The sequence below is a fragment of the Pseudomonas sp. FSL R10-0399 genome (genome assembly GCF_009600165.1).
Lineage (GTDB): Bacteria > Pseudomonadota > Gammaproteobacteria > Pseudomonadales > Pseudomonadaceae > Aquipseudomonas > Aquipseudomonas helleri.
This window is the reverse complement of record NZ_WIWK01000001.1, coordinates 110,345-127,830: the sequence shown is the minus strand read 5'-3', so window position 1 is coordinate 127,830 and position 17,486 is coordinate 110,345. Positions and strand designations below refer to the sequence as shown.

General features: G+C 58.1%; 11 protein-coding genes. 2 read left to right on the top strand and 9 right to left on the bottom strand.

Annotated features, from left to right (window positions below; translation table 11 throughout):
* The first annotated feature begins 58 nt into the window (after positions 1–58).
* On the top strand, positions 59–679 hold the full coding sequence (locus GHO41_RS00595) for an alanyl-tRNA editing protein (RefSeq protein ID WP_153432599.1): 621 nt from the start codon (positions 59–61) through the stop codon (positions 677–679).
* Positions 680–809: 130 nt separating this feature from the next.
* Here GHO41_RS00595 and GHO41_RS00590 read toward each other — a convergent pair whose 3' ends face one another.
* The 7 genes from GHO41_RS00590 to GHO41_RS00560 all read right to left on the bottom strand — a co-directional run bounded on the left by GHO41_RS00590 (position 810) and on the right by GHO41_RS00560 (position 6,610).
* Positions 810–1,643, bottom strand: a complete 834-nt coding sequence (locus tag GHO41_RS00590) for a glycine betaine/L-proline ABC transporter ATP-binding protein (RefSeq protein ID WP_153432597.1) — start codon at positions 1,641–1,643, stop codon at positions 810–812.
* A complete protein-coding gene (locus GHO41_RS00585) occupies positions 1,636–2,490 on the bottom strand; it encodes a proline/glycine betaine ABC transporter permease (RefSeq protein WP_153432595.1) in 855 nt (284 codons plus the stop codon). Before GHO41_RS00585 ends, GHO41_RS00590 begins: the two co-directional genes overlap by 8 nt.
* 21 nt (positions 2,491–2,511) lie before the next feature.
* Positions 2,512–3,534: an ABC transporter substrate-binding protein gene (locus GHO41_RS00580; RefSeq protein WP_123750172.1), complete on the bottom strand. Its 1,023-nt coding sequence runs from the start codon at positions 3,532–3,534 to the stop codon at positions 2,512–2,514.
* Positions 3,535–3,612: 78 nt separating this feature from the next.
* Positions 3,613–4,404: a phosphate/phosphite/phosphonate ABC transporter substrate-binding protein gene (locus GHO41_RS00575; RefSeq protein ID WP_153432594.1), complete on the bottom strand. Its 792-nt coding sequence runs from the start codon at positions 4,402–4,404 to the stop codon at positions 3,613–3,615.
* 18 nt (positions 4,405–4,422) lie between these two features.
* Positions 4,423–5,364 carry a fatty acid desaturase gene (locus GHO41_RS00570; protein ID WP_048373654.1) on the bottom strand — a complete coding sequence of 314 codons (942 nt, stop codon included), beginning with the start codon at positions 5,362–5,364 and terminating at the stop codon, positions 4,423–4,425.
* Between the two features lie 263 nt (positions 5,365–5,627).
* Positions 5,628–5,852, bottom strand: coding sequence for a 4-oxalocrotonate tautomerase family protein (locus GHO41_RS00565; RefSeq protein WP_048373656.1), 225 nt, complete (start codon positions 5,850–5,852; stop codon positions 5,628–5,630).
* 17 nt (positions 5,853–5,869) lie between these two features.
* A complete protein-coding gene (locus GHO41_RS00560; RefSeq protein WP_048373658.1) occupies positions 5,870–6,610 on the bottom strand; it encodes an SDR family NAD(P)-dependent oxidoreductase in 741 nt (246 codons plus the stop codon).
* Between the two features lie 125 nt (positions 6,611–6,735).
* Here GHO41_RS00560 and GHO41_RS00555 point away from each other — a divergent pair, with 125 nt between their 5' ends.
* Positions 6,736–7,638 carry a LysR family transcriptional regulator gene (locus GHO41_RS00555; RefSeq protein WP_153329876.1) on the top strand — a complete coding sequence of 301 codons (903 nt, stop codon included), beginning with the start codon at positions 6,736–6,738 and terminating at the stop codon, positions 7,636–7,638.
* On the opposite strand, the gene GHO41_RS00550 is transcribed toward GHO41_RS00555, so the two are convergent.
* Both GHO41_RS00550 and tssM read right to left on the bottom strand, forming a co-directional pair.
* Positions 7,632–13,691, bottom strand: coding sequence for a M3 family metallopeptidase (locus GHO41_RS00550; RefSeq protein ID WP_371928787.1), 6,060 nt, complete (start codon positions 13,689–13,691; stop codon positions 7,632–7,634). The two genes, GHO41_RS00555 and GHO41_RS00550, sit on opposite strands and share 7 nt — an antisense overlap.
* A 112-nt stretch (positions 13,692–13,803) precedes the next feature.
* Complete coding sequence (tssM, locus tag GHO41_RS00545) at positions 13,804–17,481, bottom strand: type VI secretion system membrane subunit TssM (RefSeq protein WP_153432589.1); 3,678 nt, start codon at positions 17,479–17,481, stop codon at positions 13,804–13,806.
* Positions 17,482–17,486 lie beyond the last annotated feature (5 nt).

Below are 17,486 nucleotides of genomic sequence, written 5' to 3'. Positions count from 1 at the left end.
TTATCACACCCAGGGGGCGTCCCTATACTTTAAACCTAATTGTTTCAGGACTCGCCACATGACCTCACGCCTGTTTTATACCGACGACACCCTCACAGCCGACGTCGACGTGCTCAGTTGCACCGCGCACGACGACGGCTTTGCCGTCATCCTCAAGGCCACGCCTTTTCATCCGCAGGGCGGCGGACAGCCTAGCGACACTGGCTGGATTGGCGCCAGTGAAGTGCTCAAGGTGCTCCAGGAGCACGACCGGATTGTGCATATCGTCCAGCAGGCCGTGCCGCTGGGTACGGCGCAGGCGCGCGTGGATGAGGCCCGCCGTGAGTTAAACAGCCGACTGCATTCGATGGGGCATTTGATTGGTGTGTGCGGCGAACGCGCAGGCTGGAAGCCGATCAAGGCCCACCACTGGCCGGGGGAATGCCGGGTCAGTTTTATGCCGGGTGAGAACGCTCAGCCGATACACGTCGAGCAGATTAAAGAACAGCTTGAGCAGTGGATCAGCGCTGACCTGCCACGGGTCATTCAGGTCAACGCCGACCAGCGCTTTATCGGCTTTGGCGAACTGCCGAGCTACCCGTGCGGCGGCACCCATGTCAGCTCGCTGAAGCAGCTACACGCCGCACCGACCTTGTCGATCAGTGAAAAGAAAGGCGTGCTTGCTGTTCGCTATCAATAACACTCTGTGGGAGCGGGCTTGCTCGCGATGATCGTTAACAATCACGCATATTTGCCTGGTAAATGAGGCGCTCTGAAGGCCATCGCGAGCAAGCCCGCTCCCACTTGGGTCGTGTCGCTCATAAGAGACATCACTCGATCTTCGCCCGCTGGCGCTGAACAAAGCGGTTCACGTAATCGTCCGCAGGCGTGTGCAGAATCTCTTGTGGCGTGCCCACCTGCACCAACTGCCCGTCCTTGAGAATGGCAATGCGGTTGCCGATACGCAGCGCTTCGTCCAGATCATGGGTGATAAAAACGATGGTTTTTTGCAGCGTGCGTTGCAGTTCCAGCAGTTGGTCCTGCATCTCGGCGCGGATCAGCGGGTCGAGGGCACTGAAGGCTTCGTCCATCAAAATGATGTCGGTGTCGGTCGCCAAGGCACGGGCCAACCCCACGCGCTGGCGCATGCCACCCGACAGCTGGTGGATAAACGCCTGCTCATAACCTTGCAAACCCACCACCGTGATCCAGTGCCGGGCGCGCTCGTTGCACTGCGCCGTGCTCTCTCCGCGCACCTTGAGGCCGTAGGCCACGTTTTCCAGCACGTTGCGATGCGGTAACAGGCCAAAACTCTGGAACACCATGCTGATTTTTTGCCGCCGAAACTGGCGCAAAGTCGGCATGTCGTATTCAAGGATGTTTTCACCCTCCACCAGAATCTGCCCGCTGGTCGGGTCGATCAGGCGGTTGAAGTGACGCACCAGCGTCGACTTGCCCGACCCGGACAAGCCCATGATGACGAACACTTCGCCCGCTTGAATCGACACCGACAAGTCGTTGATGCCCACCACGCTGCCGGTTTTGGCCAGCACGTCGGCTTTGCTCTGGCCCTCCTTGATCATGGCCAGGGCTTCTTTTTCGCGCTTGCCGAACACCTTGAAGACATTGCGCACTTCAATCTTGTTGATCACAGCCTCACTCATCTTTTGCCCCATGCCGTGGTCGGCCATAGGCCTGGGTTATGCGGTCGATGACCACAGCCAGAATCACAATGGCCAACCCGGCTTCCAGACCCTTGCCGACGTTGAGTGTCTGAATCCCCACCAGCACGTTTTCGCCCAAGCCACGGGCGCCAATCATTGACGCGATGACCACCATCGACAGCGCCATCATGGTGGTCTGATTGATTCCGGCCATGATGCTCGGCATGGCCAACGGCAATTGCACCCCGAACAATTGTTGCCACGGGTTGGCCCCGAAGGCATTGATCGCTTCCATCACTTCGTGGTCAACCTGGCGCAAACCCAGATCGGTCAGACGAATCAATGGCGGCACCGCGTAGATCACCGTGGCGAAAATGGCCGGGACCTTGCCCAGACCAAACAGCATCAACACCGGGATCAGGTACACGAAGCTGGGCATGGTTTGCATGATGTCCAGCAGCGGCATCAGCAACGTGCGCAAGCGGTTGCTACGCGCCGCCAAAATACCCAGCGGGATGCCCAGCAGCACGGAGATCACCGTGGCCACCATCACTAGCGCCAGGGTTTGCATCAGCTTGTCCCACAGCCCTACCGCGCCGACCAGAAACAACAACCCCACGATCAGCACGCTGCTGACCACTTTGCGCGTGGCGTGCCAGGCAATCACCCCGACGATCAGCAGCATCAGCCACCACGGGGTCAGGCGCAGCAGGTTTTCAAGGTTAACGATGGCCCACAGCAAGGTGTCGGAGATGTGTCGGAACACATCCCCGTAGTTGCTGACCAGCGCATCGACCCAGGTATTGACCCAGCCGGCGATGGAAAACGTCAGATTCTCAGGAAACATGCATGGCTCGTACTCAGTGAATTATTTGGCGTTAAGCGCCGCATCAACTTTTTGCGCCGCCTCGGCGGTCACCCAGCTGTGCCAGATCTGCGGCTGGTCGCGCAAAAACGCTTCGGCAGCCTGGCGCGGTTCGGTGCGTTTTTCACTCATGTCAGCCAGGGTTTTGTTCAGCAAATCGATCGGGAAATCGACCTTTTCATAGAACTCGACCAACTGCGGATACTGGGTTTTGAACGGGGTTGATACACCAATCGCCAGTTTTGCCGGCAATGAGCGCGTGCCCTTCGGGTTAGGGTTATTAGCGTCAGACAGGGTTTTCCAGGCCTCGGCATCAAAGGCCGGTTCGTCCAGCTTGATCAGCTTGTAGCGACCGATCAGCGGGGTGGGCGACCAGTAGTAGAACAGCACCGGTTTGCCGCGACGGATCAACGAAGCGACTTCAGCGTCCAGGGCGGCGCTGGAGCCGGTGCGGAAGTTCACGAAGTCTTTGTCCAGGCCATAGGCCTTGAGTTTCTGGCTGTTGACGATCTCGGAGGTCCAGCCCGTCGGGCTATTGAGGAAGCGCCCACGGCTTGGGTCTTCGGGGTCCCGGAACACGTCTTTGTAGCGCTTCAAGTCGTCCACCGACTTCAAGTCAGGGGCCAACGGTTTGATGCCCTTTTCCGCGTCGCCCTTGATCACGTATTCAGGCACCCACCAGCCTTCACTGGCGTTTTTGACGATGTCACCCAGCCCCGAGACTTTGCCCTCGGCTTCAGCTTTGATCCACGCGGGGCTGCGTCCGGCCCACTCTTCGCCGATCACCTGAATGTCGTTTTTAGCCAGCGCCGCCTCAAGGCTTACCGTGCTGCCTGGCAAGGTATCGGTCGCCTCGCCATAGCCCTTCTCGGTCAAAATGCGCAGCACCTCGGTGATAAAGCTGCCGCTTTCCCAAGTGATGTCACCAAAGTGAATCGGGGTGTTTTTGCTGTCAGCCAGGACCGGCTGGCTCAACAATCCAAGTGCCAGCAGCGAGCCACCGAGCCATTTTTTAAGGTTGTTCATACGGATTCTCTTGTCATGGATAGGGGCAAAACTATCGGCCGCACTGACTTCAGCGTAGCCGTTGGCGTCGCAGGGCGGTTAAAGCAAGACCTCATAACCTGCCGCGCTCGCTTCACGCTGGTAGCCAATAACGACCTGGTAGTCAGTTTCGCTGGCCGGTAATACTTCCTGTAAACCCAAGGTGGCACTTACCTGTGGCAACTGCTGCAAGGCAAGGTTCATTGCCTCGCGAATACGCTCAGCGCCCGCGCTGCCGGCACTGAGTGCGGTGATGTAAGGCAAATTGGGGCTAATGGCGGTGCGCGCGACAATGCGCAACCCGGCGACTTCGGCCGGGGCATAACGCGCCAGGTAGGCAAACGTGACGCTGTCGATGGAGGCCAGGTCTGCCCAGCCTTCGCGCACCCAGCGCAGGCTTTGTTGATGCGCGCCGCTGGTCGCCACCGAGGCAAAAAAACGCCCGTCTTGCTGCAAGGGCGTCAGCCGATGACGGAACAGGTTCATGCCACTGTTGGAATGCCGGTCATTGATCACCCCGCGGCTGCCCTTGAAATCCGCCAGTTCGACACGCGGGTCGGTTTCACGGCCGACAATCACGCTGCAATGGCGCCCGGCGCTGCTGTCGGGCCATTCATAACGCGGGCGGCCGACCACTTGCACCTGGCCTTGCAACTGAGTCAGCAGCGGGTAGCCGCAGGTTTGGGTCAGCAACAAATCGGGCGAGCGAAACAGCTCCAGCAACTCAATGCCCCCGGCGTCGCGGCGCGTGGCCTGCAACAGCTCAAGGATACGTGTCAGCCATTGTTCATTGGCCTCACGCACCTGCTCGGGGGCCACGTACATCAATAACTCTGCATAACCGCCTGACATACAGCGCTCCTGGTGACGTTAAACAAACGGGTGTTTGGGGCTATCAATGGCGTGCACCGCGTGCCGACGAATCAACTCGCCATAGCCGTGCACCACATAATGGCCGCTGCGCTGTTGCCATTGCTCACGCCGCGCCCGGTACACCCTGGGCATGTAGAACCAGGGCAAACGCGGCAAATCGTGGTGCACCAAGTGCAAGTTCAGATTCAGGAACAACCAGGTCCACGGCCAGCCGGCTTCATTGAGCACCGTACGCTGTTCGGGACGGGCTGCGGGGCGGTGCTCATAAAAAGAGCGAACCATGCCGACAGACAGCACCGGGACGGTGACCAAAAACACGTATTGCCAGACCGTCACGGCGCTGTAGCGGGCGATAAAGGCAAACATCAGCAGCGTGAAAAAGCCGTGGGTCAGCCACATCAGCCAGGCTTTGCGCTCGCCTTGGCGCAGGCGCTGAAGTTCTTCTTTGGCCATCCCGTACAACGCCAAAGGCGGGCCAACCAGCAAGCGGCCCGGCACGGTTTTGTTCAGCCAGAGCACAGCGCGAAACAACCTGGAACTGCGCTCCCAGCCTGACTGGCTGAGATAACGGCTTTCGGGATCGACGCCGGGAATGGTCAGGTCATGATCGTGGTGATGCTGCAAGTGGCTGTCGCGGTACAAGGTGTACGGGTACCACAGAGCAAAGGGCGCATAGCCCAGCACCTTATTCAGCCAATTGAAACGGGTGGGATGGCCATGCAACAGCTCGTGCTGAACTGACATCCACAGCACCACCACCGGGATCAACAGCACAATCGTCCACCCCGCGCCAAGCACCGGGCTGGCCAGCATCAAAGCAAACCAGGCGCTGGGCACCGCAATCAACAACAACCAGGTGGGCCATTGCGTACGACCGGTAAAAGTGTGAGCCAGGGCCTGAATGTCTTGTTGCTGAGCGCTGTCAAAATAATGCGACATCTGAAGGACTCAAAAAATAGGTTTGAATCCTTGTGTGGCGTGAGGCGCAAATATCTTGCAGATCATTTGGTTATGAGCTTAGAACCGTGGTGCCTCACCTCACACTGTAGGAGCGAGCTTGTCTCGCGATCTTTTGATCCTGGCGTTTTCGACCTGGTGGCAAACCTCAGGTTGCCCCGCTCAAAAGCCACAGCAGATCAAAAGATCGCGAGACAAGCTCGCTCCTACGGGTTGAAGTGTTCAGTCGGGCAGACGCCGACTGTTTAATTCAATTTCTGAGCGTTGTGCTTCTGCCGTGCGCGCAACTGGGTGGTGGTTTCGCCGCCTACGCCCCAGTTATCCGTTGAGACTTCGTCGATCACCACGTAGGTGGTCGACGGCGCCTTGTTCAGCACGCGCTCCAGCAACTCGGTCACCCCTTTAATGAGCAAGCGCTTTTGTTCGGCGCTTACCCCTTCATCGGTCACTTTGATATTGACGTATGGCATGTCGGTTTCCTCGTTGATTACCAGGTGCCGCCGGTGCTGCCACCGTCGACCGGGATGATGGCGCCGCTGACAAAGGTCGATGAGGTGAGGTAAAGCACCGCGTCAACGATGTCTTGCGGCGTACCGATGCGCCCGCTCGGCGACAGGGTTTTCAGGAAGTCGCGGGTCGGTTGGTCTGTACCGTGCATCGGGGTCGCGATAATGCCGGGCGCCACGCCGTTGACCTGCACCTGGGAGGCCGCCAATTCCAGCGCCAAACCACGCACGGCGCTGTTCAGGCCGCCCTTGATCAACACCGGCAACAAGGCCGGAACTTTGACGTTCGGTTGCAGAGCAATGGATGCGGTAATCGCAACGATTTGACCGCCACCGTTGGCCGTCATGTGCCGGGCTGCCGCCTGAGCCGGGTAGAAAAAGCCTTTGAGGTTGGTGTCGACAATCGACTCCAGTTGCGCCTCGGTGTAATCCGCCACGGGGCTTGGCACGAAGATCCCGGCGTTGCTGATCAAGATATCGACCTTGCCAAACGCTTCGATGGCGCGTTCAAACAAACGGGTGGCAGTGTTCGCCAAGGCGATATCGCCTTCTACCAACAAAAAGTTGGCCGGGTTGCCGAGCGAGTCAGCAGCCTCCTGCAAGCGGGCCAGGGTCCGCGCATTGCCCACCACATTAAAACCCAGGTCCAGATAAGCCTTGGCGATGGCCAGGCCAAGCCCGCTGGAGGCGCCGGTAACGATGACTGTTTTAGCTGAACTCATGATGCTTCTCCGCAGGTTCAAGGCGTATGCCTTACAGGTGGAGGCACTCTAGGCCAGGTTTTACACTTGAAAAATGAGGCCCATGGCATTTGAATAGATACCTCATGTAATCAATTGGCCGTGCCATGACCCGTCACTTCGATGATGTTCAACTGGGCAGTATTGAACTGTTTTGCCTGGCAGCCGAGACCGGCAGCTTCACGGCCGCGGCCAATCTGGCCGGGGTTACACCAGCGGCGGTGAGTCGTTCGGTGGCCCGCCTGGAGGAGCGCTTGGGGGTGCGTTTGTTTGTGCGCACCACACGCCAGATGCGCCTCACCGATAGCGGGCGGCTTTACTACCAGCAATGCCGTCAGGCGCTGACGCAACTGGTCGATGCCGAACGTGAAGTCACCGGCCAGCAAAGCCAGCCTTCCGGCTTGTTACGCATCAGTGTGCCCACGCCCTATGCTCACTACCGGTTGCTGCCGAAGTTGCCTGCGTTTCGTCGGCAGTTCCCTGACGTTCAAATCGATGTGCACATCAGCAACCGCAACATCGACTTTGCCGACGATGGTTTTGATCTGGCGATCAGAGGCAAGGCGCCGACCGATTCCGGGCTGATCGCCCGTACGCTGGAAGAGGCCGAACTGGTGGTGGTGGCAACTCCTGAGTACTTGCGCGAAGCGGGCACGCCCACCTCGCTGGAAGCACTGGCCAAACATGACTGCATTCAGTACCAACTGCCCAGCAGCGGGCGCAATTTGCCGTGGGCGTTTCAGCGGGACGGTCAGTGGGTTGAGCTGGAAACCTCAGGTAACTGCGCCTGTCTGGATGATTACCTGGGCGCAGTGACACTGGTCAAACACGGCGCAGGCCTGATGCAGACCTACCGTTTCACGGTGCAGCAGGCACTGGAGCGCGGCGAGCTGTGTGAAGTGTTGAGCGCCTTCGGCGGTGCCCGGCGCCCGTTTATCCTCTTGTACCCGCACGCGCGCCACGTGCCGCAACGCGTGCGGGCGTTTATCGACTTTATTACGCGTCAGTAACTCCACACCGTGGCAGCCCGATGGGTGTGATAGTCATAAAACCCCTGCAGCTCCCACGTATCGCCCTTGCGTTCAAATGCAGCGCGCCAGGCCCCCCTGCCACTGCCTGGATCCAACTGGGACATGTCATACCAGTAATAACCATTGATTCGCTTGCTGGTCACACGGCCCGCACGAATGTCATCCATGATGCTGGTCATTTTGATCCGGGCCGCTTCCGGGAAGCTGTCGTAAGTCATTTGCGCTTCAGCCAGCGCGCTTACGTTGATCGAAAACCTGTCTGTAGCAGGCCCTTCGGACACCGCAGGTGTAGTGGATGTTGTTGATGTAGCGGGTAACTTGCCTGTGACTTTATGCGTCGCCGTCTGTGTAACGGCCTGGATATCAAAGGGTTCTGTGTATTTGATCAGGCTTTGTGAGAAGTGATCAATGTCCTCGGCAGTGGCCACCATGATTTTTTGCTGCGTTTTGCCCTTGATCACAACAAAGTAAGGGATGCGTTTGTTTCTGACTTCAGTCAGCAAACCTGGCATGTTCCGCGCTTGCATTTCCTCTCTCAATAACGTGCGAGCGATTTTTCGATGATGCTCAACATTTTCTGGTACTGCGAGATAACGCTCCAGTGCAGCCACTGTTTCTGGCCCTTGCCCCGGGAACTGTGCTTGCAGCGCACTGACAATCTTCTGTCTCAATGAAAGGCTAAGGTCGTTGTAATCCTTGTTGATTTTGTCCAGTTCGCGCCTTTTTTTCCCGCGCAGAGGTGTAATGCCAATAAACACAGCACCTGTCGCGTTGTCCGGCATCACGGCTATGTTCATACCGGTCGTTTCGTAATAAGCATTTCTGTAGGGCAATGCCATATCGAATATTTTAATTTTTTGCAGATCGGAAAATTTCAAGCCCGGCACACTGGTTTCAAAGTCCCGCGTTGCCGAGTGGACCGCACTCCACACGTCCAGCTTGTACACCAGCGTATCGCTCGAGGCCTTGTATTCAGGTGGCAGCCGACGCTGGCGGTTCAGCAGCTTCATTAACGACCGGTAAGCCTCAATACCGCTCACCCGTGCATCAATGATGCTCTCATCCAGCACCCGCTGAGCCAGCACCTCCGGCATGGCTCCGATCACGTTTGCAGCCTCTCGCACCATGTCACCGGGCGGGTTGTAATGGTCTACCAGGTAGCCCTCAAGCAGTGCATTGTATTTTTTCTGTTGAGGCGTTTCCGGGGCTCTGAACAGACTCATCACCGGGCCGCCGCCCAATAAACGATTTGGATCCTCGGCTTGCCAACGGCCACTCTCCCAAACCACTTTGCGCCTGTTAGAAATATTCCTGGGGCTATAAACAAACCGCTCACCGTTCTGCACAGTGGTTTTGCAAAAGCCCCCGTCAAGCTTTAAATAGCCTTGCCCGTCTCGACCGCGATACAGATTCCGACCCTCCGGTAGAAGGCCGCTTCCATCAAACCCCTCCAGAAGAAAAGGCCGCAATGAGGCATCCACCATGCGAGGCAAAGTCGTCAGCGTCATATAACGCTTGCCTGCGTATTTTTTGCCACGCCTGCCCGATGCTCGACTCATGATGAGGTCTTCGCCAGCCTCTGCGACCACCTCCCCCATGGCACTGATAAAATCACTCAGCCATTGACTGCCACTGCCGCCTTCATCCTTGATGGACACCACCGCAGCACCGCCGATCATGGTCGGAATAATAGCCCGCCCCAGAAGCCCGCCGAGCCGGTTTACCTGAGGTATCGAGATCATGCCCAGCACCAGCACTAACCCTTTGCTGCGCCCGACTTGGGCCGCTTCGCTATCACGCTCGGCATGGGAAACCGTCAACACGTTGGCAGCATCTCGCGCATGAACAATGTGTGTTTCATACAAGGCTTCGAACAGGTCGATGTCCACGGCGGCAATCGCACCCTGAGCAGGAAAACCGAGGTTAGCCCGAAACTTGATGGGCGAAAAAATATCCAGCACAAACTGTTTAATCTTTTCACCCAAAGGACGGTCGGGCGCCTTCGACTCCAGGCTGGCAATCTGGTCAGCTTGCGCTGAAAGCGGTAATTTCGAGATCACCCACAGTGTCATTTCTGGTGTTGTGGTGAGGGCCGTCACCACAGCACTCATCAGATCTTCGAATGCTTCGCCATCGGCATCGCGAAACACCCGGGCATCCGGTGCCCCAGGCGTGTACAACGTGAGTGAGGGCCGGCCTTTAAGGTTCTTGACGCCAAACGCCACGATATCCCTTAGGGTGCTGCTCCCCCATTTAATCTGATAAACCACCACCTCTTGGCCATTGACCTTGCTACGTTCCTGAGGTTGGCGCCCATCAAGAGCGGCAAGCACCAGGTTCAACCGGGTATTGCTGGCGTCATGTTTGAGATCACCTGACAAGTGGGCGGCAAGTACCTCAACCCGCATCTGCTTGGCTTTGAGCGACATCCATAACGTCTGCGTACGGCGGGCTGCGCCAATAATCCATGAGTCAAGCATTACCCCGACATTGGCTGATTTCACCAGATCGCGTATGGCGTCAAAGTTCAGTGGGCCCTCCTCAACGTAATCACGCGCATTGCTCTCGTCCGGCGTCATATTGGAGATGGCCCATTGCGTCAGTGAACGCCGGTCAAAAATAATCCCCTTATGTTCTGAAAGTGCCACTCCTGACCCATACGCAGATGATCCAGAAGGTGCATGGGGATCTACGATGCGTTTCTCGATCGTCAGGAAAACCCGATCCGGGTCAGCCGGGGGATATTTTTCCTTGATCAATCGCTCAAGCTCAGTGCGCGTCCACGCCTGGATAGCCTCAGGTGTTGCCAGCGTTATCGGGTCTGATGGCAGAGACTGCGCATCCGTTACGGCTTGTTGCCAAGCCCTGCAAGCCTTCCACCATGCCACGCGATCCTTCCCGGTAGCGTGGCGGCTGCTGTGTAGCCAAGTATTCAACTGACTCAGTGATTGCTTGAGTTGCCGAGCATTCATCGGGACGGCAATATCCAGCCGGTCGCCAAGGTCTGCGGCCTCGTCCACACGCTGTATCCAGTCGTTAACCTGCTCCCCTTCATTTGGTCCGTCGAGCAGCGCTTGCAGCACATCAGTTTTTTGCGCCTGGCGCAGCGCCATGACTTGCTGGACCAAAAAGTTACCCGGCAACGGTCGATGCTTAATCTCGCCGATGGAATCGCCGCCTTCCTTCAAACTCGCCTTCAGTTGCGCCAGGCTGTAGAACACTTCCAGTGGCTCACCCAGACGCCAGAGCAGCGCTGCGCCCTGCTCAACGTCGTTATCTCGCGCGGTAAACACCACACAGTTGCGGACCGGCAAACTGACACGCCACCTTTGTGGGGCGTAGGCCAGTGTGTACACACCTGGCCGAACGGTTTCGAGCAGGCTTGCGCGTGCCTCTGCCTCGGGGACCGAGAGCGCGTAGTCGGTCACGGCATGGTGCAGCGGCTCTTGCAGCGCTCCGTCCAGCGTATGAAGATTGGCCTGCGTCATTAACTGATGGCTTAACTGATCTGCCAGCCATTCATTGACAGGGCGGTTCTGAGTGAAACTCGCGGCTTTGCTCCAGAAGTGTTCAAGGGCTTGTTCCCATTGGCGTTCGAATGACAACGGCCGGGTTTCTACCAATAACCGCTCGAATGCACTCTTGGCATCGTTGCTGTTCAGGGCAGCCGGTGCCTGCGTGGTGCCGCCGGTTTGATGAACAATTTCAATATTTTGCAGGTTGAGAAAGAGCTCGCCGGTACTCAAGCGGCCGGCAGCCGCCTGCCAGAACAGCACATCCAGGGGGACGCTGGAAATGATCGTGCGGCTAAACAGCGGTCCATCAGACACCCGTTCTGCTAGAGGGATGAGTGTTTCATGCACCGTGCGCACAGACACATCCTGCACCGCCACACTGTCCGCCAGCGCGGGGAACGTGGTTTTAAACCAGTTCTTCAAGTGCTGCGCAGCAACATCGGCAGGCCGTGGCAAAGCGTCATTCAACTCAATCATCTGCTGCTGCGAAGTCGTCAATTGACCCATCAAGGTCGCAACGTCCCGGGTGTTATCGACGCGCAGCAACGCGGCGGATGGCGGAAAGAAACGGTCTACCTTGTCGGCGCCCAGAAAGGCTTCCATGGAGTCCCTCAAGGAACGCGCATCGCCATAGGTAAAAAAGGCATCGCGAAAGGCCTGCCCTGTCTCTGCGTCAAACAGGCCTCGACGGCTGAATTGCTCAAACGCCTGGCTGGCCAACACACCGGACCATTTATACGAATAGCCTCGAGCCACATGGGGTGATGTCATCAACCCGTTGCTGTTGTAGGGGCTCACGTCATGTGGCCACTTCAAGTGCCCGACTTCCGTATTCAGGGCATCAAACACCTCATGTGGGCTGCGCCCATCGCCTTGGGTGCGATGAACCTCGATATCAAACAGCATGAGCAGCAATACATTGGCCGTGGCCCAACTGGTTTGGGTGTGTACAACGCGCGTTAACCGCTGAGCCGCATCAGCAGGCATTGCCTCTTGAGTCTGATAATGCGCCGACATCCAGACCAGAAACTCGTCGCTAAAGCACCACTGCTCCATGATCTGACTGGCAAATTCAATCGCGTCAGGGCTCATGCCTCCGATCCCGGAAATGTCCCGGTACCCTTGCCCCGTCAAGAGGTGCTGCAGACAATGGCCAAATTCATGCACCAGCCTGCGCAATTGCGTGTGGCTCAGTAAACAGGGCTGCTCACCGTCACCTTTTGCAAACCGGCCGGACAGCACAGCAACCGGTAAACGGGGTCGCCCTTCGGCCGTCATTCGGCGGTTGCGCAGCGTCAGCACTTCAACGGCCCCATCAGTCTCTTGGCGGCCATAAGGGTCAATAAACAAGTAGCCGAGGATTTGTTGATGTTCCATGACCTCGTAAAGGCGCACGTCCGGGTGCCAACGGTCGAACTGCGTCTGTTCAACCAGTTCAACGCCAAACAACCGCCGGGTAAATTGCACCAGACGCTCAATAACCGTCGGCAACGGGAAATAGACATTCAGCGCATCCTGGGACACGCCGTCGGCCTGGCGCAGTATTTGGGCAAGGTATTCATAATCCCAGGGTTCGAGCTGAGGAATGTCGTATTCCACCATCAGGGCCTCGAGTTGCGCTCTCTCGAGGGTAAACGTGGCGCGTTGTGATTCGAGTTCATGACGCAAAAAATTCATGACCTCGTCGGTCGACGACGCCATCTGCCCTTGCAAAGCCAATTGGGCAAAGTGCTCATGGCCCAGCAACTGTGCAATTTGATGGCGGTTGCTGAGCAGCCGCGTTAACACATCATCGTTGTTCAATTGTTCAGGTTGCGGGCCTAGCGCTGTGGCCAGGGTGTAACGGGCGATCCATACCTCCTCGCGCAAGGGCCGGTTCTGCGCGTACAGCATTACGTCGTGAAACACTTCGTCATCCAGTGTTAACCACCAGCCGGTCAGGTTTTTATGCTGCGCTGCGCTCGCCAGGCGCTGCTTTAACGGTGCCGCAAGGCCCGCTAGCAGCAACTCGTTTTCAATGTGTTTGCCCCAGGCTTGAGTGGCTTGCTGCACATGGGCACTGAACGTCTGTTCCAGCAGACGGGTTTGCTCCTTTAATTCACGCAGCCGCTCTTGGTGCACCGGACCGAGGTGAAGCCCGGCCTGGCGATATTCGAGCAGTATTTTTTCCAGTACCCGCTTGCGCGCACTGTTGAACAACGCTGCAATCGGGCTGTTGGCCAGGGCCTGGTATAACGCATACAGCGTGGTGTTTTGCGCGAGTTGCCCTTTGTATTGCGTCATCAGCCCCCCGCAGAGGGTGACTGCATCAGCCCACGCCTTATGGGTGTGTACAGTGCTGAGCACGTCAATCATTTGAATCGTTTCTTCGAGTTGGGCCTTTACCTCATCCATCGCCAGCACCAGATCGTCCCAGGTGGGGAATGAAGTCTGGCTGGCAATAATGCCAGCTACAGTTGTCTGGCTCTTAGCGATGATGTGTTCAACAGCGGGCACCAAATGCTCAGCGCGAATCATTGAAAACGACGGCAGCACTGAGGTGTTCAATAGAGGATTGGTATCGAGCATATGCTCTTCCTGAGTGGGTGGGCGGAGCCAACAACCTACTCAGGGAGAACAAAGGCAGGTGCTACATAGATAGGGCAAGACGCTTGGACCGTCCTGACCACTGCGTGAGTTTGTCGCCGTCCTTGGGTTGGCGGCGTTCCTCCAGCAAGGTTCTGGGCAAGGCAAAGCCTTCAAAGGTGCGCTGGGTGATGGGGTTGTTGGCTTTTTCGGCCACCACGCGGTAGCGCATCAATCCGTCGGCAATGGCGAAGGTCAGGTCGACGCTGGTGTCGGTACGGCCGTTGAGATGGCCTCGACTGAGCAGCCGAAATAACGACCACGGGCCGCGATAGCTCAGGCTCGCGGTATTGCCACTGCTGTTGACCAGGGTCAGTTGGCTGCCATTGGCATTGCCCAGGTCGTTGGGCCACACCAACCCTGTGCGCTGTGGCGCGCCGTGCTGGTAGGGGATCAACTGGCCGTCGACGCTGAGCAGGCTGCTCAGGCGCGTGGTGCTCAGGGCCAGCGGTTCGATGGTGAGTTGCACCGCCAAATGCCCGCGATGGTTGAAGAAGGTGTCGCGAATACGCTCGGCTTTTTTCAATTGTTCCAGCACGTCGCTGCGCACCAGGTAGCCGCCCAGGCTCTCGGAGTAGAGCACGTCGAGGTTGTCTTTGAGGAAGATGTCCAGGTACTGGTCATGGAACTGTTGCAACCGCCCTTGCGGCCCGAAAAAGGCTTCAAAGTCGTCCAGCGAAGCGTCTTCGCCCGTGGCTTTGAACGGGTAACGATCGGCCAGCCGATCACGATAGAAGCTGTAGATCTCGCTGTCCCAGCGCTTTTCCAGCTCGCGCAGGGCGGCTACCACCAGCACTTGCGAGGTCTGGTCCGCGAGTTTTTTGACCTGCTGGTTCATCGGTTCCGGCAGGCCTACAGCAACCCGTTGCAGGTTGGCAATCGGGTCGCTGCCGCTGAGCGAAAAGCGATTGAGCACAGTCTTCAACGCGGCCTTGCCGGGGTCCGGATTGTCGTGCACAGCCTTAGCATAGTCATGCACGGCACCAATGGCGCGCAGGGTCTCTTCATAGTAGGAAGGCCGCTCCCCCTGGGGGATGATCAATTGCGCCAAGCCGGTAAAGGCACGCCGAATACCCGCCGCCTGTTGTTGGCCCTCGGGCACTTTGTCCAGGCTGACCACCGCAGTGCCCTCAATCAACGGCACGGCCGGGTAGATCACGGTGTTGTCGCGCAGCGTTTCAAGCAAACGCCGTAACGGCGCGGCCGGGCCGGTGACCTGCTCCAGCACGGCAACCCCATGGCTCAGGTCACGAAAATCAGTGATCACAAACTGGTTAAGCGCCCGCCGCCAGCTGTCTACATAGTCAGCGCTGTACAGGGCACGAACCCGCTGGGTCAGGACCTTGCGGTCTTCTGGGGAGTAGTCCAGGCGTTGGCGCTCACCGAGCACCCACTGATCGATCATGGCCAGTTCAATAATGTCTTGCGTGCCGGGCTCAAAGTACTCTTTGAACCCCTTGGCGGTGAGCAATGGCGCCAACTGCAACTCACTGCCATCGGTGTCCGGGTTGACCACCAACGGGCGGTAAACAATATCGAAAGCCGGACCGATTTCGTTGCGCAAGTCCAGCGGGCGTTGCAAGCGCTCTTGGGCATCCTGTTTCAAGGTGCTGTACACCCGCTCTGCCATGGGTCGCTGGCGCAGTTGTTGTTGCACCTGGACGATCCGTTCGCGGTAGTGCGGCAAGTCCGTGTCGGCATATTTCAACGCGTAATTGAGATGGCGCATGAGGTCTGCCTGCAGTTGCCCCTGGCCCGGATACGCGCGCTGCCACTGTTTGGCAACCCAGTCTTCGACGATCTCCGGTCGGCGGTTCTGGCGGTCTTCGATCATGCGGTACACCCGCAACGCCACCAGTTGCTGATTGCTGCCCGCAGGCGCGATATTGATCGCCTCCAGAGCACTGCTGGCGATGGCGGGCAAAAAGCGCCTGGACAGCAAGTTCAAATAGGCTTCGTCAACCCGCGGGCCAATCGCCCGGCCCTGATACAGCCCCATATTGGACAGCAACGGCCAGGCCTCACGGTAATCGCCGTACACCGAGACGGCGTCACGGATCTGGTCCAGCGGCGCCAGCAAATTGCGCCCGGTGGCATCGAGGTTGGCGTCAATGTCCCCGGTGCTGAACTCCTGACTTCTGGCCAAAACGTTCGCGGCCTTGTCACGGTTGACGGTGAAGTAGTACTGCCACAAGCCCACCGCCAGCAAACAACCCAGCGAAGCCACGCCAAAACCTGCGATCAACAGTCGTTGCTTGTTGCGGGCGACTTTGATGTTGTCACCGGCCAGCCCCGCTTCGGGGTAAATCACTTGCTTGAACAGTTGCTGGGCAAAGTAGATGGCCTTGCCCTGCGCAGGCTTGACCTCGGCAGGCGGTGGCGGCAGGTGGTACGGCTGGCCCGCCTCTTTGACGAACGCATTGCTCAGGGTGCCCTGCTGGAAGACCGACGAAAAATACACGCCCCGGACCAGCGCCGGCGTGGTGAAGCGGTCGGTGCCGAGCATTTCATTCAAGAAGCCAAACAGCGCCGGGCGCAGCCCTGCCAACTGGCGCAGAAAACCCATCAGCCGGTCACGGTCCTCCAATGAGCGGGCGCCTCTGAGGCTGTCAAAAACCTGCTCGTTGAGACGCTCGACAAACGCGCTGTAATGCTCCGCCAATTCCGCCAGCCAAGCATCGAAATCGTCGACCGCGTCCAGGCTGAAGGTAAAGCCGAGCAAGTCTTCACGGCCCCGGCGCGACAGCTGAGAAAAGAACTCCTCAAAGCCCTCCAGCAGATCAAATTTGCTCAGCACCACATACACCGGCAGGCGTGTGCCCAAGTGCCGCGTCAATTCATACACCCGCGTGCGAAGCACGTTAGCGCGAGCCTTGCGCGCTTCGGGGCGCTGCATCAGCAAGGCTTGTACATCGATCACCAGCACCACCCCGTTAAGGGCGCGGCGGCTGCGATTGCGCCCCAGCCAGTCCAGCAGGTGCAGCCACAGGCGCGGGTGAGTGTCCCCAGGCAATACCGGCCTGAATTTACCTTTGGCCGCCACCGGTTCTTGCGCTTGCTCGGCGCGCTGTTCTTGCGTCAAGGGCTTCGGTTGCGTGAGCAACTCACCCGGCGGATCGATCAAGACGGCTTCGTCGCCGATCCACCAGTCGATGCCATACGCCAGTTTTTCTTCCGGCTGCGCGCGGGCCCCCGTCCTGTTGATATGGGACAGGGAAAAGCTCTGATTTGAACGGGTGACAAGGCTGGTCTTGCCCGCGCTTTCTTCGCCCAGCACCAGGTACCACGGCAATTGATAGAGCGAACGGCGACGCTCCATATTGTTCAATAAATGGCTCAGGCTTTGATCAAGTGAACGCTCCTGCGCCTCGACATAGGGCAGGCAGGGATCCAGCACAACCGTCGCTTCACGCGCGTGCTCGGCATTGAGCCTGAGCAAGCGTTGACGCACCCGCCAGGCCCAGAACAGCAGCGGCACGACCACCACCACAACACTGGCCGACACGCGCATCGCCAGCGCAGCCAAGGGTTGATGCTCGCGCCATGTCCAGTGCGGCCCCAGCCACCAGATGCCGATCAGCGCAAAGACCACGCCGAGGACAACCATCAGCCCCAGCGCCTGCTTGAAATGCCGCAGCACGGGCCAACCCCAGCGCTTGATGTAACTCCAGACCCTTTCCATAAACT